10 protein-coding genes and 3 pseudogenes are annotated in these 16,053 nt (G+C 60.0%); 7 read left to right on the top strand and 6 right to left on the bottom strand.

Going from position 1 to position 16,053, the window contains the following annotated elements; translation table 11 throughout:
* The first annotated feature begins 688 nt into the window (after positions 1-688).
* From AC3EML_RS09150 to AC3EML_RS09140, 3 genes are all read left to right on the top strand, one after another.
* Entirely contained in the window at positions 689-1,396 is a 708-nt protein-coding gene (locus AC3EML_RS09150) for a class I SAM-dependent DNA methyltransferase (protein ID WP_352522312.1), read from the top strand.
* 76 nt (positions 1,397-1,472) lie between these two features.
* Positions 1,473-2,834 (top strand): 4-aminobutyrate--2-oxoglutarate transaminase, encoded by a 1,362-nt coding sequence (gene gabT / locus AC3EML_RS09145; RefSeq protein WP_488505187.1) that lies wholly within the window; start codon positions 1,473-1,475, stop codon positions 2,832-2,834.
* An 824-nt stretch (positions 2,835-3,658) separates the two neighbouring features.
* Complete coding sequence (locus AC3EML_RS09140; protein ID WP_352522310.1) at positions 3,659-4,879, top strand: ATP-grasp domain-containing protein; 1,221 nt, start codon at positions 3,659-3,661, stop codon at positions 4,877-4,879.
* 983 nt (positions 4,880-5,862) lie between these two features.
* On the opposite strand, the gene AC3EML_RS09135 is transcribed toward AC3EML_RS09140, so the two are convergent.
* The 5 genes and pseudogenes from AC3EML_RS09135 to AC3EML_RS09115 form a co-directional block, all read right to left on the bottom strand.
* A complete protein-coding gene (locus AC3EML_RS09135) occupies positions 5,863-6,774 on the bottom strand; it encodes a LysR substrate-binding domain-containing protein (RefSeq protein WP_352522309.1) in 912 nt (303 codons plus the stop codon).
* A 468-nt stretch (positions 6,775-7,242) separates the two neighbouring features.
* Positions 7,243-7,611, bottom strand: a pseudogene (locus AC3EML_RS09130) (IS66 family transposase); the annotation flags it as partial.
* A gap of 167 nt (positions 7,612-7,778) precedes the next feature.
* The gene (locus AC3EML_RS09125; protein ID WP_352522308.1) at positions 7,779-8,774 is read right to left on the bottom strand and encodes an isopenicillin N synthase family dioxygenase; all 996 of its coding nucleotides are present in this window, start codon (positions 8,772-8,774) and stop codon (positions 7,779-7,781) included.
* 3 nt (positions 8,775-8,777) lie between these two features.
* Complete coding sequence (locus tag AC3EML_RS09120; RefSeq protein ID WP_352522307.1) at positions 8,778-8,972, bottom strand: hypothetical protein; 195 nt, start codon at positions 8,970-8,972, stop codon at positions 8,778-8,780.
* On the bottom strand, positions 8,969-9,676 hold the full coding sequence (locus tag AC3EML_RS09115) for a class I SAM-dependent DNA methyltransferase (protein ID WP_488505186.1): 708 nt from the start codon (positions 9,674-9,676) through the stop codon (positions 8,969-8,971). Before AC3EML_RS09115 ends, AC3EML_RS09120 begins: the two co-directional genes overlap by 4 nt.
* A gap of 1,195 nt (positions 9,677-10,871) precedes the next feature.
* Here AC3EML_RS09115 and AC3EML_RS09110 point away from each other — a divergent pair.
* The 4 genes and pseudogenes from AC3EML_RS09110 to ggt all read left to right on the top strand — a co-directional run bounded on the left by AC3EML_RS09110 (position 10,872) and on the right by ggt (position 15,065).
* Entirely contained in the window at positions 10,872-11,252 is a 381-nt protein-coding gene (locus AC3EML_RS09110; protein WP_352522305.1) for a hypothetical protein, read from the top strand.
* 51 nt (positions 11,253-11,303) lie between these two features.
* Positions 11,304-12,263: pseudogene (locus AC3EML_RS09105) on the top strand (Mu transposase domain-containing protein).
* Positions 12,232-13,059: an IS21-like element helper ATPase IstB gene (istB, locus tag AC3EML_RS09100; RefSeq protein ID WP_352557363.1), complete on the top strand. Its 828-nt coding sequence runs from the start codon at positions 12,232-12,234 to the stop codon at positions 13,057-13,059. The pseudogene AC3EML_RS09105 and the gene istB overlap by 32 nt, the downstream one beginning before the upstream one ends.
* A 311-nt stretch (positions 13,060-13,370) precedes the next feature.
* Entirely contained in the window at positions 13,371-15,065 is a 1,695-nt protein-coding gene (gene ggt / locus AC3EML_RS09095) for a gamma-glutamyltransferase (protein WP_352593654.1), read from the top strand.
* A 506-nt stretch (positions 15,066-15,571) separates the two neighbouring features.
* Here ggt and AC3EML_RS09090 read toward each other — a convergent pair.
* Positions 15,572-15,749 (bottom strand): annotated as a pseudogene (locus AC3EML_RS09090) (phage integrase N-terminal SAM-like domain-containing protein); the annotation flags it as partial.
* Positions 15,750-16,053: the final 304 nt, after the last annotated feature.

The following is a 16,053-nucleotide window of genomic DNA, read 5'->3' as shown; positions in this document are numbered from 1 at the left end:
AAACGGACAGCCCCCCGTGTCAAGTTCCCGATGCTTGCATAACCGTCAGGTCAGCGACGAGCATGCTTGCCCCTACCACGCGAAGGGCGTTGCAGCAGACCACGACATACACCCGAAGGAACTCAAGATCGTATTCGAGCCCGTGCGACCGGGACGAGGCTCGCCAGCTCGAGCTGAGTCAGCAGCGCATGCTCCCTGAAGCGAGCGCAGTCATGCAGGATAGGCGTTGGCGATCAGTTTGCGATAGAGACGCCCAAGTTGCGCCTTTTCGTCGACGTTACTGGTATGTTATGCTAACAGAATAACTACCACGCCGTGCAGCAGGCCAACATCTGGCTCAAGGCCGCTGCACAAGGTTGCTGTGTTGCGCGACCGCCCGGTTCCGGGAAGCGCGGTCTTCGGCGCGAATACACATGCTAGTCCGCGGGATTGCTTCGAGGACTGGAAACTCGCGAGAAGCAGTACGCGATCATCCGGCATTATGTCAGCTTTGTCGGGTCTGCGACGCAGGATTGTTTGGCCAATTTCTTATTTCGCCTCAAGCCAAATTGCTGAAACAGCCACGAAAAATGTCTCTTCGCCTCGATCGGCCCAATTGGCACGAGTTTTGACACCGTAGCTGCGAGACGGCAGCAGGAAGCGACCCGCGCGCCGCCGATGACCATCTGCCCTATACGGAGGAATTGGCATGAACACCCTCGATCAACGGACGGCACTGGAGCAAGCCGCGCGAGAGCGCATTAAGGATTCCCACGCTCTCGACGGCGACGTCGGTCGCTTGACCCACTTCTATCGCGAATGGGCCAGTTCCTACGAGTTGGATGTCGGCCGCGACGGGTACTGCGGGCCGATGATCGTGGCGGAATTGGCGGGCGCCGTGCAGACAGCCTATTTGGCCAGGCAGCGAGCAGCCATCGCAATCCTGGACGCTGGCTGCGGAACAGGCCTCGTGGGCGTGGAACTGGAACGCCTCGGCTTCCGGTTGATCGACGGGATCGACCTCTCCGCGGAGATGGCCGAACAGGCACGGCAAACCCGCGTCTACCGCCATGTCCAAGGCAATGTCGATCTCAACGGGCCACTCTCCGACTATCCCAGCGCGAGCTATGACCTCACGGTCTGCTGCGGCGTCTTCACGCTCGGGCATGTCCGACCGGATGGGCTGCGCGAACTGGCTCGCGTCACGCGCCCGAACGGATTCATCATCGCAAGCACCCGCAAGAGCTATGCGGAGACCACATCCTTTGAAAACGAGGTGCGGCGGCTGCAGGATGCGGGCGTCCTTGTGCCGGCACTGCGTCTAAACGACGGCAGATACGTCGCCGAGGAGGACGCGCACTACTGGGTTTTCCAGGTGGCGGAGAAGGCCAACGCACCAACGGAGGAGCGGCCATGACGACGCTACCGCAAAACAAGCTGGCGAAGCTGGCAGCCGATCTAACGCGTGTTTGTACAAGGGAGTGTATTGCAGCATGATGGCACGATCGAGCGCAGAACTCCACGCGAGACGTGAGCGCGCGCTGCCGCGCGGCGTTGCATGTGCGTTTCCGGTATGCGCGGAGCGCGCCCAAGGCGCGGAGATTTGGGACACGGAGGGGCGCCGGTATATCGATTTCATCGGCGGCATGGGCGCGCTTGCGGTCGGACATTCGCATCCGCAGGTGGTTGATGCAGTCAGAACGCAGTTGCAGCGCTTCACCCATACCTTCTTCGGCAGCATTCCCTATGACGGCTACGTGCGTCTCGCGGAGCGCCTCAACGCGAAAGCTCCGTTCCCCACGCCGGCGAAAACCCTTCTTGTCACCACTGGCGCAGAAGCGGTGGAGAATGCGGTGAAGATCGCTCGCGTCCACTCGGGCCGAAGGGGTGTCGTAGTCTTCAGAGGAGGCTTTCACGGACGCACGTTACTGACCCTTGCGATGACTTCACAGCTCGATCCATACAAACGCGGTTTCGGCCCCTTCCCCACCGATATTTACCACGCGCCCTTTCCTTCGGCTTATCGAGGCCCGAGCGCAGACGAGGCCCTTCAAGCGCTTCGAGACCTGTTCGAGACGCAGATCGAGCCCGACCAAGTTGCAGCCATGGTGATCGAACCGGTCCAGGGTGAAGGTGGTTTCCTGCCGGCGCCGCCGGAGTTCATACGCGGTCTGCGCGCTTTGTGCGACGCCCACGGCATCGTCCTGATCGCGGATGAGGTCCAGTCCGGCTTCGCTCGCACCGGCCGGGTTTTCGCCATCGAGCATTCAGGAGTGGAGCCGGATCTTGTAGCGCTGGGAAAGAGTTTCGGCGGCGGGCTCCCAATCGCCGCTGTCATCGGCAAGGCGGTGATCATGGACGCCGTGCCGCCGGGCGGACTCGGAGGCACCTACGCGGGGAATCCCCTTGCATGCGCAGCGGCACTTGCCGCCCTGAACGTGCTTGAGGAGAAGAACCTGGCTGCCCGCAGCATGGAAATCGGCGAGCGCCTTACCTCCGGCTTCCGCTCCCTCAATCTGGGGACCAATTGCCCCATTATCGGCGAGGTGCGCGGTTTGGGCGCGATGATCGGCATTGAACTCGTCGATGATGCAATGTCACAGCGCCCGGCGACAGCGCTGACGGCGAGGCTCGTGGAAGACGCCGCGATGCATGGTCTTCTGCTCGCCTCGGCCGGACTTGCGCATAACGTCATACGCGTGCTTGCTCCGCTTACAGTATCGAACGAGATCATCGACGAAGCCTTGGCGATTTTCGAGGATTTGCTTGCGCGGGTGGCCACGCTTCCCACGCTTGATTCATATGATCCCGACGAGATGGCCATGCTGCGCTCAGAAACAGAGCCGCAGATCTGATGGGTGAGCTTTTCCCGCTCCGCATCCAGGCGATGGGGGGAGACGATGGACCGCGTGCACGCTATCTCATCGGCGGATTTGGACGGCATGAGGGCATGGAGCGCCGGCCGGCTGCTTTGCAGATGGCTCCCGTTTCAGGGTTGTCGTTTTGATTGGACTTGACGTGAGGCGTAGCGAAGTGCGGCTGATCAGTCACACTTCGTATTGAATGCTCACCGGCTCCGCAGCATTCGAGCGCGCGTCGTCATCCTCAATGATAGCCTCAGGGCCGCAAAAAGTAGCCTGCCAGGTTGTTTCGGCTGCTGCCGCCGCGGGCTGCATCTAGACTAAGGGAGGACAAACCAGCTCCACGCGGCCCGTGACTATCGCCCAGATTGACCTGTTCTGCGGCATGGATGTTGCCGCTAAATATACGAGAAGCAGCCGGTTGGCCCGTCCGCTTTATCGGAATTGTCGAGGACAAAGGCTTGAGTTGAGGTTGCAACGGCCCATGAGAGCGGGTTCGTGATTTCTTTTCGCAGCACGCGAAGTCGCCCTTCCGACTGCAGAAGACGCGTTGTCCGTGCAGTATCTCGATCATGGTCTGATCGATTCCTACGCATTGGCGTGCCCTGAACATTGCACCCGTCCGAAATCCGTCGAGACGCTTTATATCACAGCGCCGGTATCAAGACGGTTGCAACAGATCCTTCAAATAAGCTTGCAGAACTTTCACGTCTCCCAACCGCTAACTAGGGTACAACGTCCGAGGTAAGGCACGGCTTCAAGAGCTTAGCCTGATTTTACGCTTAGATCCCCCACAGCACGCAATCTCGGAGTTTACAATGGCAAGAAGAGCGCTAATCCTGCTTGAAGGCACAAGCGCGAATGGCCAGCTATACGTCCAAGCCGCCCAGCGTCTTGGTCTTCATCCAATTACCCTGTCCGCTAACCCAGCGCAGTACGACTATCTTGCGGCGGAAAGCATTGAGGCAGTCGCGATCGACACAACCAACCTCGGCGCGCTGATCCACGAATGTTCCCGGTTGAGTGCGACCTATGACATTGCAGGGATTACGAGCGCCGAGGAGGCGGTCTATGCAACAGTTGGCGAGCTCTGTCGGTATTTCGAGCTACCGGGACCGAACCCCACAGCGATTGCACAATGCTGCGACAAATTCACTCAACGTCAGCTCCTCGCGGAGGGCGGCGTTCCAATCCCAGCTTATCGCTTGGCAGCGAATGCCGCGGAGGTAAAGAGCGCTGCTGAGGAGATTGGGCTGCCGGTGGTTCTTAAGCCGGCCGTGGGCGCGGGCAGCAGCGGCGTCCGATTATGCCGCGACTTCGATGAGCTAGCCGAACACACGACCTATCTGTTGGGCGGGAAGCACTTCTGGCGGTCTTCGCCAAGGATACTTGTCGAAGAACTCGCGCAAGGCCCCCATTATTGGGCGCACATAATGGGAAATGAGGCTATTGGTATTGAGGCCGCTGAGTTCGGCTCCCCACCTCATTTCGTCTTTCGTGAAGGTATCTTTCCGGCCCCGCTGACTGATGACGAGTATAAACGTATAGCCGAACTTTCGCTGAGCTGCTTGCGAGCTCTCGACCTCGGCTGGGGGCCAACGAACATCGAATTCCGTTTGACGAAGCGTGGCCCAGTCATCATTGAAGTCAATCCGCGCCTCGCTGGCGGTCCTCAAGCGGTTCAGTTGGCTTACGGTGTCGATCTTATCACTGAGCACATCAAGCTTGTCATCGGCGAAGAATGGAATTTTCGCAGAAGGCATTCGTATATTGCGGGCTGGCAGTCCCTGCTTCCTGATCGCGATGGCATCCTCAATTGGATAGACGGCGACAGCCGGGCGGCTGCCCTGTCAGGTGTCGCGGAGGTCAAATTGTATGTTAAACCCAAGACACCGATCTTCAGGAAAGGCGATTACCGAGACTCTATGGGATGTGTCTTCGCTGTTTCGCCCAACCTTGCTCACACGAAAGCGATCCTTCAGCGTGCCGTTGGCTTGATCAAGTGGTCGATCACACCATTTCCGACCATTGGCGAATAGAAAAAAGTCTGAACCCCAACCCTTTTTGCTCCAGCGCCGGGGCGCCAGGTAACAAATGATGGGCCATTCGTCGCTCACGACGAATCGCCCTGAAAGGGCCAGACCATTTCGGGCCGCGACGATGGCAAGGTTTTTCGGCTTACGCTTGGCGACGGGGTTCCCTGGAGGAATGGGATTGTGCCGGGAAGCAACCAGAGCGCCCGTGAGGAGGGCGGCGCCCTGCCAGCGGAAATGTCGGTGATGCTAGGCACCTTCAACGCAGAGCAGCATGGGCGCGGCCGATCACCTTCCTAGCAACGGCCGCGTCGAACTCGCACACGTCGCCGATAGTGAGAACCAGTTCGTGCTCAGGAGGACGCAATGTTGTCGGGCCAGAAAGAGCCGGCCATGATCGGCGCCGGTAATGCCCCACAGAAGCTATGAATTTGAGATTAATTCACGCACTTGTTGGCGATCAGCTGATCAGCTTGGGGCAACCCTTAGCGCTATTTACATCCCCGGATCAGATTGTTTCCTTTTTCGATCTGCTCGACCAAAGGTGCGAGATTGCACGCGCCGGGATTCTGACACGGCATCAGGCCGACCAGCCGCGCGCAGCACATGCCGCGCGTCCACGAGCGCCCCGGGCTTCTCCCTCAACGCTTCGAAGTCGGATCCTTCCTGTCTGGTCGCAATGTGTCGCCCGGAAACGTCCGAAAAATGGCGTCTTGCGGACTTTCATCGCAGCGAGAGTCTCTCGCCTGCCTGCCGAACTTCTGTCATTTTCGGCGGTCCCGCCAAGGCATGGAGCGACGGCACTTAGCATTGATCGGATTTCTTCCTCATCCCGTCCTGGAATGCGGAGCGGCCACGAAGCTCCCATTGTAGATCGAGGATTCCGGAAGAATCCATGCCCAGTAAACGTCGTCCCGAACCCGTGATGCCGATCACCCCACCGCTATGCCTCCGGGCCATGCAAAGGTGCGCCGGCGCGAGTTCTAACCTCAAGCGTTCCGCTCTTCGGCCGAGATCTTCCGCAACCACTCGCGCAGCCGCTCGGCCCCCGGCGACAGGGTCCGGTTGTCGTTCCACGTCAGATAGTATCCTCCCGGGGCGTCCAGCTCGAGGTCGGTAATCCTGACGAGCTTGCCCTCTTCGACCGATGTTCGCACCAACCGGTGCCAGCCCACGGCAACGCCCTGATCAGCCTGGGCGGCTTGCAAAGCTACGAAGAACTTGCTGAACCTGCGGCCACGAAGCGGTCCGCGGGGAATCCTGGCGCGGCGCAGGACCTCGTCCCAGCCGGCCCACTCCGGCTCCATCCATTCGACGTGCAGGAGTGGCAGTTCGGGCAAGCACTTGGCGGTCGCATCCCTGTGCTCCTGGGCGAAGCCGGGACCGCAGACCGGGTAGATGACATCGCCAAACAACAGTTCCGATCTCTCTTCAGGCCATGAACCGAAGCCATAGCGGATGCGCAGCTCGACTTCAGCGCGCCGATAGTCGCGCGAACTGTCGGAAATCAGATGATCGACTGTGATATCACCATGCTGCGACCAAAAGCTCGGCATGCGCGGCATCAACCACATCGACGCGAACGCGTCGGTAGAGGCAATCGTGACATTCCGGGTACGATCGCCGCGTTTAATGGTCCTGACGACATCGGACGCCTTTGAAAGGGTGCTTGCCAGCACGCTGTAGAGGTCTTTGCCAGCCCTGGAAAGCGTCACGCCGGTTCCTGGCCTCACAAACAGCGGAACACCAAGCTCGTCCTCAATGGCTTTGATCTGCCGACTGATCTCTCCCGATGTCACGTTCAGCTCGGAAGCCGCAAGCTTGAACGAGAGATGGCGTGCCGACGCCTCGAATACCTCGAGAGCAGTCGGGGACGGGAGTTCATAATAACGATGAAGCATTGAAGGCTCCAATCAGATCGACAGTCGCTGTCTAAGTAGCCGCGATATCCATGTCGACCTCTGGTTCAAAGGAGCGCCGCCAGCTCACACGCTAAAGTTGAGATAGTGATAAATCACCATTGGCCTTCGTGACGCACTGCGGTCGCCCACGACGACCAAATCATCGATGCAAGTTGCGTGCCGATAGGCTCACCGTTATGAGTGCACCACACGTCCATACCGACGGACCGGCTCACTCGACCGTTCGTCGAGTTTCCGACATTTCTTGCCAGCATCAGACACAACGTTTGTGGATACACATGCGCGGGATCGTCACATTAACGAGGCGGGACCCGGCCACCGTATGAGGAGGTATAACGACCCCGTCACCCGCGCTATATCCGCGCCGTTTCCCTACCGAGGTGGTCAGCGCGAGAGGTCAGCCACGAAACGGTTCGCCGTTGCGAGAAGTTCGGATATCGGCTATCCGCGACCGCCATCGGTCTTGCCGCTTGCCAGGATCGGCACGGGGTGCCCGCACAATGCGGACGCTTGGCAGCAAGCACATGCGCCAGCGCGTGCACCGACTTCAGCACCACAGCACAGGCGCCGACCTGGTCCGCCAGCGTGGAGAGGCGCAGATCGATGCCCTCGCTCTGCCGGTTCAACGGCGAATGCTGGGCACACTTCTCAAACAAGATCATCGTTCGCCAGTCAGGCCGAACCGCAACACGAGCAGTTCGACGGGGCGGCAATGACGACGCGTTCGCGCGGCAGATGCTCGGGACACGGCTTCCTTGACGGTCGCTTGCGCTCGAAGGCTCTGAGCGTTGTCGACGACCGCCGTCGCCGCTGTGCCTGACAGTATTCCTTCACCCATGACGTTTTATCTGAAATCCATCCGCGGGGCGACTTGGAAAGCCCGCCTGTTTCGGACCGGTTCGCCAAGGACCTGTGGATGGTTGTAACTCTCCGGAATTAAGCGGGCAGGCAGTGTCACGTGAGTAAGTGCCTATCCGCTCTCATCAAACATTGGCCAAGTGAGCGTAACTTGCTGCGAAACGCCTGAATTTGTGCTCGCCGCACGTCACCGGCTTGTAGCGAAGCGGGTTGCTGTCGGTGACACATGAAGGCAATGGTTCGATGACCGCATTGAAATCAGCGTCGATAAAGAAGGGGATCGAGTATCGCTCGCGGCCCGAGGTATTCACCACGCGGTGCATGTTCGCCAAGTAGACATCATTGGTCAGCCGCTGAATCAGATCGCCAATGTTGATTACGAATGTGCCATGGATCGGAATGCCCTGGACCCAGTCGCCATCTCGGTTCATGACCTGCAGACCACCCACGTCGTCCTGCGCCAGGATGGTCAGATTGCCGTAATCCGTGTGGGCGCCAATACCTATGATCTCTTCGTGAATATAGCCACTCTGCGGCGGATAATGAAGCAGGCGCTGAATGCTGATCGGGTTGCGCATGAAGTTCTCGAAATAGCTTTCCGACTGGTCCAGACTGAGCGCGATTCCCTTCAAGAGTATTTTCGCGAGGTCCACCATTTTTTGATGGTACCCGTACGTCAGTTCCCGAAACTCAGTCAGATTTGAGGGCCACTGGTTGGGGCCCAAAAACGGACCTTGCAACGTCGAGCGTTCAGGACCGATGTCAAAGCACTCCTTGAGGTCTCTCGTCTTGCCCGGATCGGTGTTCTCCCCGAACGGCTCAATGTATCCGCGCAGGGCCACATCGGATTTGCTTACATGCAATTCCATCTTCTGCGACATGGGCAGATCAAAGAACCGACGGCTCACATCGAATACCGAATCCACAAAATCCTGCGGAATACCGTGGTTCTTCACATATATGAACCCAGTGTTGGACAATGCCCAACGTATCTCCTTCGCCACCCTATGCTTATCGCTGCCATCGAGAAGCGGCGCGATGTCAACCACCGGGATCTTGTCGAAGCTTTCGCGTTTCGCGCGAAGCTTGTCGTCCAGTTTGGCAACGAGATCTTTGCGCATTGGTCACCTTTGTTGACGATTGAGCAGGAACAACGAATTTGGTGTTTTTTGACTGGCAGTATAAAGAATCGTCGAGAAGGATGGCACCTTCGCGATGCGTTCTTTCGCGCCTCGAATAGGCTGCAAGTCCTCAACTATGTAGAAGAGCCCGACGTCCTGGCAGGGCAGGCCCTCGCGCTCTTCGTGTCGCATCGTCATGGCCGCTCCTCCGTTGGTGCGTTGGCCTTCTCGGGCACCTGGAAGACCCAGTAATGCGCGTTCTCTTCGGCGACGTATCTGCTGTCTTTTAGACACTGTGCCGGCACAAGGACGCCCGCATCCTGCAGACGCCGCACCTCGTCTTCAAAGGATCTGGTCTCCGCATAGCTCTTGCGGGTGCTTGCGATGATGAATCCGTTCGGGCGCGTAACGCGAGCCAGTTCGCGCAGCCCATCCGGTCGGACATGCCCGAACGTCAAGACGCCACAGCAGAGCGTGATGTCATAGCTCGCGCTGGGATAGTCGGAGAGTGGCCCGTTGAGATCGACATTGCCTTGTACGTGGCGGTAGACACGGGTTTGCCGAGCCTGTTCGGCCATTTCCTCGGAGAGGTCGATCCCGTCGATCAAACGGAAGCCGAGGCGTTCCAGTTCCACGCCGACGAGGCCCGTTCCGCAACCGGCGTCCAGGATTGCTATTGCAGTTCGCCGCCTGGCCAAATAGGCTGTCTGCACGACGCCCGCCAGTTCCGCCACGATCATCGGCCCGCAGTACCCGTCGCGGCCGACATCCAACTCGTAAGAACTGGCCCATCCGCGATAGAAGTGGGCCAAGCGACTGACGTCCCCATCGAGAGTGTGTAAATCCTTAATACGCTTTCGTGCGGCTTGCTCCAGTGCCGTCTGCTGATCGAGGGTATTCATGCCAATCCCTCCGTATAGGGGCAGGCTCGATGCAGTAGAGTCCTCATCGGCGGCAATGGCCGCGGCTCAACCCATGAGCTGTTCGTCGTATATTGCTGAGCATGGCTGCCCCAGGCGCTTCCAGCGAAATGCACGCGAACTGCTGCCGCCGGACGGGGGATCTCAAACCTATTCCGGGAATCAATGGGGATGTTTCGTCTTGAACGGTCCGGCATTCCGGCCAAGGCGCCCTGTTCGCCTATCAACTTGTCGAAGACATCGCGTGGCAGTGGCAAGCAGGTGACGACAAATGCCGCAATCGCGGGCCGCGTCGCGGTGCGTCTTGTCACCGGGGGGTGTCCTTCGAGCAAGTCGTTCGCGGCCGCGGAATTGGGTTCTTGTTTGCCAAGACCGCCGGCGTCCAGGAGCTTGGCGAACGGTCGGCCTATCGCTCCCGGTAGCCATGCATCCGAATCATTGTGGAAACGAGTGGCGCGCACGGCGTCTTCTCCAGCCTCTACAGCAGACATAGGACTTCCTTTCACAACTCATTCGGTGCGGCTTTTAGCGAAGTTCAAGCATCGCAAATCGATATCACCGGTCTTTTAGCAGGAAAAATTCGGTTTTATTTTAAAAGTATATTTTATAATATGAACCTACATTGAGTTTTTGTTTAATGTTTGTGTCATAGGCGAAAAATATTCGTCAACATAATACGGTGATCTAGAGGAGATTTGCCCTGAGGGTGTGACGAAATCCTCTTCGACAGCCCGTGAGAGGTCGGGATCGGCCGCGGCCCATCCGACACCACCTGCTGGGGTGGTATCGCTGGAGACCTGGCTCAAGCTTGCCCGCCTCGCGCATGATCCGCTTTCCGGTCTGGCACCGCTAAGGCAGGGCCGGCGGCGCCGAGCGGGCATGATCAAGCGCATGGGTGCTTGGCGCTGGCGCCGAGATGACGCAAATACCAGCGCCATGACGACGTCGATGAAGTTAGCCAAATTATGGCGTTCGGCGCCGTTCAGACGCTCCGTGCCACACCCCCGGGAAACCAAGCGTTGCAACAGGTCCTTCAACAAAATTTACAGAATCTTTGCGACCGCAAGCCGCTGGCGTTGATACGTTCAGTACGAATCTGAGGTTCCGGCACCGCTAAAAAGCTGATGCCTTTTCACGCTCAGATCGCGGCACAGCACGCATCGGAGGGTCAACCCCAATGGTAAGTAAAGTTGTATGCGTCAAGTTCTGCAATTGGGCGGCCATGAGGCTGGTCATGCGGCTTGGCGCGGCCAAGCCCGACCTCGCCGCATGGCTGTCCAAATGGTCGGCCCGCTATTCGCGGCTGACGCCGGCCGGCAAGGGCCAAACTGGAACGGGCTCTTGCCTGTGCTGGGCGACGGGCGTCTTCGGCTTTCCAGCACGACGGACAAGTGTCGCTAAGGGGATTTCCGAAGCATCTATCACCGGTATCAACGCCTACGCGCACCGCGTGAAGCGCGGGCAGGAAAAGCTTCCGCCCGAGTTCGAGAAGCTCGGCCGTCTGCCAACCGATTGTGCCGGTTACGTCGGCAGTCTGTCGGGCGAATTGAGAAACTGACCCCCTGACGAAATGAAGAACTGACCCCCTCGGTTATGAGAGGAGGCATGGATGACGGTTGGGATTTCGGCGATTCCTGCATTGTCGAGAACGATGCAGGGAGAGGAGATGCTTCAGCCTGAAGAGGTGGCAGCGATGCTGCGGCTGCATGAGCTTGGCTGGGGAGCGAAGCGGCTGGCGAAGGAATTCGGGTGCGCGCGCAACACGGTGCGTCGCTGGGTTACTCGCGTCGGCTGCATATCCGTCCCTCGCTTCGGGAGCGCCAGGCGGACTGGTTGGAGGGGATGGAAGGAGCCTTCCTTCGCTTCGGCGGGCTTCCAACGGAAGTGCTGTTCGATAATCCGAAGGCGCTGGTCGAACATCACGATGCGGCGACGCGGGAGGTGCGCTTCAATGTGCGGCTGCACGCCTTTGCCCGCTACTGGGGATTTACGCCACGGGCTTGTGCGCCCTACCGGGCGCGAACGAAGGGAAAGGACGAACGCGGGGTGGGCTACGTCAAGCACAATGCGATTGCCGGCCGCCGGTTCGAGAACTGGGCGGCGTTCGAGGCGCATCTGGACCGGTGGACGCGCGAGATTGCCGATCAGCGTGTGCATGGCACGACCGGCGCGCCTCCTGCGGAACGCTTTGCCGAAGAGGCCGTGGCGCTTCGCCCTCTGGGCGGACGGGCGCCGTTCGGGCAGCTGCGGGATCTCGTGCGCAAGGTCCAGGCAGATTGCGCAATCGACCTGGACACGAACAGTTACTCGGTTCCCTGCCGGCTGATCGGGGAGAGCGTCCAGGTCGTGGTGCTGGGCGGCCGCGTTATCGTGCGTCATGCGGGCGAGGTGGTGGCGGATCATGCCTTGTGCCGCGGACGTCGCCAACGGATTGTCGAGCGCGCATCTTGCCGGCGTGGTCGGCGCTGCTGCGCCGGTGCAATCGGCGCCGGCGGATATTGTTGCGCCTTCCGCTCTGTTGCGGCCGCTGGCCGAATATGAGGCACTGGTGGGAGGCAGCTGGCGATGACGACGGTCATCACGAGATGCTGGTGGCTCAGCTCGACCGGCTGAAGCTGACCGCGATCCGGGACCAGCCCGATACGCTCCTGGACGAAGCGGCGCGTTCGCAAATGACCTTGCGCGAGGCTTTGGCCTTCCTCGTGACGCGCGAGATCGCGCGGCGCGACGAGCGGCGCATCTCCATGGCAGGCAAGATCGCGCAGTTCCCGTTTGTGCGCGAACTCGATGGCTTCGACTTCGACGCGCAGCCGTCGCTGGATCAGCGCCAAGTCCGGGAACTGGCGACCTGCCGCTGGATTGCCCATGGCGACACGGTCCTGTTTCTTGGACCTCCGGGTACGGGCAAGACACATCTGGCGGTGGCTCTCGGGCGCGAGGCGATCCGGCAAAACCATAGCGTCCAGTTCGTCACGGCGGCCACGCTCGTGGCGATGCTGGCCAAGGCCCATGACGACGGTTCACTCGAAAAGCAACTGACGACCCTCTCGCGGCCGAAACTGCTGATCATCGACGAGCTCGGCTATCTCCCGTTCGAAGCCAATGCCGCATATCTGTTCTTCCAGCTGGTGTCGCGGCGTTATGAGCGGGGATCGATCCTGATCACCTCAAACCGCTCGGTGGGCGAATGGGGCAGCGTGTTTGGCGATCCCGTGGTGGCAACGGCGATCCTTGATCGCCTGCTTCATCATTCGACAGTGATAACCATCCGTGGCGACAGCTACCGGCTTCGCGAAAAGCGTCGTTCCGGCCTATTGCAGAAGGCCGGAACGACACTCAGCACCATCGAAACCGCGAAACAATGAGGGGGTCAAATCTTCAGTTCGCCCTGGGGTCAAATCCTCACTTCGCTCGACAGGCAGTCCCAAGAACAAGTTGTCATTTGTCATTCTACGTTCTGTTCGGCCGTGTCCAGTTAAAGACACCTATGTTGGGGAGCCGACACACGGCTGCCGAAAATATTCCGCGAGCGCAGTGCGAAACGTATGATTTACTCCCTCTTGCTCACACAATCTCTTCGGTGGCACGCCGATTGCTTCTCTGTGCCTGCCAGTGGATGGCATGACGGACAACGTCACCGTGTCGCTATTTGCAGGTCCGTACGGGAGGTTGATTGATGCGGCATACTGGCTGGCGCTCTCATGCGGGCGCCACCTTCTCTTGTGAGAAACAACCGGCAACCGGTTCGTGTGGCATGGTGGTGACCAATCACCCGCTCGCTTCCACGGCGGGGGCGGAAATGCTCGCTGCCGGCGGAAACGCGATCGACGCTGCCGTCGCGGCCTTATTCACCCTTTCGGTCGTCGAGGCGATGATGGTGGGGGTGCTGGGTGGCGGCATAGCGCATATCCACCTCGCAAACGGCACGCATCACGTGCTCGACGGCATGAGCACCGCACCACTCGCGACCGGCGCAGCCGTCTACACGCCTGATCCGAAGGCCATGCCCGGCACGCTGGCCACTATCGGCCGCCGCAACGCCATTGGCCCCACCGCGGTCGCCGCCCCCGGCAATCTGCTGGGCTGGTGCGAGGCGCTGCGCCGGTTCGGCACGTTCTCTTTGGCCGACGTTACTGAGCCCGCGATCCGTCACGCCTCGCGTGGCTTTCGCGTGACTCCCTATCTACAGGAATGCGTCTCCAAGTCGGCGGCCGATCTCGCGCGCGATGCGGAAATCGCCAAATTGTATCTGCCCGGCGGCATGCCGATCCAGCCCGGGACCCCCCTGGTCACCGGCGATTATGCCGAGACGCTGCGATCAATCGCGCGCCAGGGGCCGGACATCCTGTATGGCGGCGAACTGGGACGTCACTATGCGGAGCACATGGCGCAGGAGGAGGGCTTTCTGACACTCGAGGACCTGACGAGCTATCGAACCGTCGATCACGAGCCGTTGCGAGGGCGTTATCGCGGCTATGAGGTTGTCGGCCCGCCGCCGCCGTCGTTCGGTCCACTGCACATCATTCAGATATTGAACATCGTGGAGGGTTACGACATCGGCGCGCTCGGTTTCGCAACGCCGGACACGCTACACCTGCTGGCCGAAGTGCTGAAGATCGCTTTCGCCGACCGGGCAGCGGCGTCCGCCGATCCGGCGTTTGTCCAGGAGCCGATCGGAAAGCTGCTGTCCAAGGACTATGCAGCGGAGCGCCGGGCTCGCATCACGATGGACCGCGCCCAGTCATGGAACGCAGGGGTGGCACCTAGCGAAGGTGCGCATACCACCCACCTGACAGTTGCGGACGGGTTCGGCAACGTCGTTGCCAGCACTCAGACGATCAACTCCCTTTTCGGCGCGGGCTACATCGTGCCGGGCACCGGCATGATCCCGAACAACTACATGTCCTCGTTCGATCCGCATCCGGGCCGCGCCAACTCGATCGCGCCTGGCAAGCGCGTGACGTCGTCGATGTCTCCGGTCATGGTGCTGCGCGACGACAGGCTACGCTACGCGATCGGGCTGCCTGGCGGGCTGCGCATGTTCCCCTCAGTTATGCAAGCGCTGTCGAACCTTATCGATCATGGCATGAGCTTGCAGGAGGCGGTGGAGGCGCCGCGGCTTTGGACGCGGGGCTATGGAGTGAAGGTCGAGGTTTCGGTGCCGGAAGGCGTGCTCGCGGCATTGCGCGACCGCGGCCACGATGTGGCGACGGTTAACAGCGTTGGCTGCGGCATGAGTGCGATTCAGTTTGATGCAGACGGCACGATGACTGGCGCCGCGTGCTGGCGTGCCGATGGCATGCCAATCGGGCTCGGCGGCGGGTTGGCGCGGCGCGGCGTATGGTTCACGCCGGACCAGGCGCAGAGCTGAGCGCAGCCGGCGTCTGGCTGCTCCGGCGCGCCGACGATCGGGTGATCTTCTTGCAAAGTGGCGACATCATCGAAGAGGCGCCTCCTGAACAGTTCTTCACGTCTGCGCAGAACGATCGCACGAAGCAGGCTTCGCACAGGCTCTGGGGCACTGACCCGTCATCGGATCCGCCATTGCCGTGCATCGATGGAAGGAATGAGCAACCTCACCACAGCGCTGGCCAACACACTTGGGCCGAAAGGCTGGCTGACCGGTGCGATCTGGACCCGTTCAAACGCGACTGGCTGGGACAGGGCGGCATGGCCGTCTTCAGGCAGTCGCGGCCAGATCACGGCTGCTGCCGTCAGGCTGGCGCATGGTCAGGTTACTTCGTCGCCACGGCGATTGCGCCCCCTGACAATGACCGTATGGCCGCAGCGGGGACGAAATTTGTAAAGTATGATCGCCTCACCCGACTGATAGTAGCCATTATGAAACTGCTTCGCCCACACCGGGCACGGTCATCAGACCAGATGCACTTGGAAAGCGCGGAGGTCTTCAAGGCCAAGCCGGTCCGGAGAGCGGCCGAACTGGCGGGAAAACTTCGCCACCGCGTGTACGTAGGATCGTTGCGTGGCCGGCGACAGATTGCGGATCGTCATGTCCTCGATCATGCGCCGGACGAAGTGGGCTCAACTCAAGCATCTCATTGCTCCTGTTCTCGAAATTGCGCTTCAACAGCCGCAACCCTTCAAAACAGCAGCGTCACCCGCCAACCGATCGCCAAATGCCGCGTTAGCGGCTTCGTTCAATCCTGAATCCCTTAAAACGCGACACGCATTTGGTGTTAACCGCGAAGAGAACCACAGAGCCGGCAGGGAACATGGATACGCCGGAAAGGAGCTTGCAATCAGCTCAGCGGACAGAAAACCCCATCTAAACAGCTAGGTCGATCCAGCCTCGTCGTTTCTTCGTCAACGGCCTCGTCAAAGACCGAGCGGCCGTGAGC

It is taken from the genome of Mesorhizobium sp. P170090 (assembly GCF_057786115.1).
This window is presented reverse-complemented; position numbering and strand designations above follow the sequence as displayed.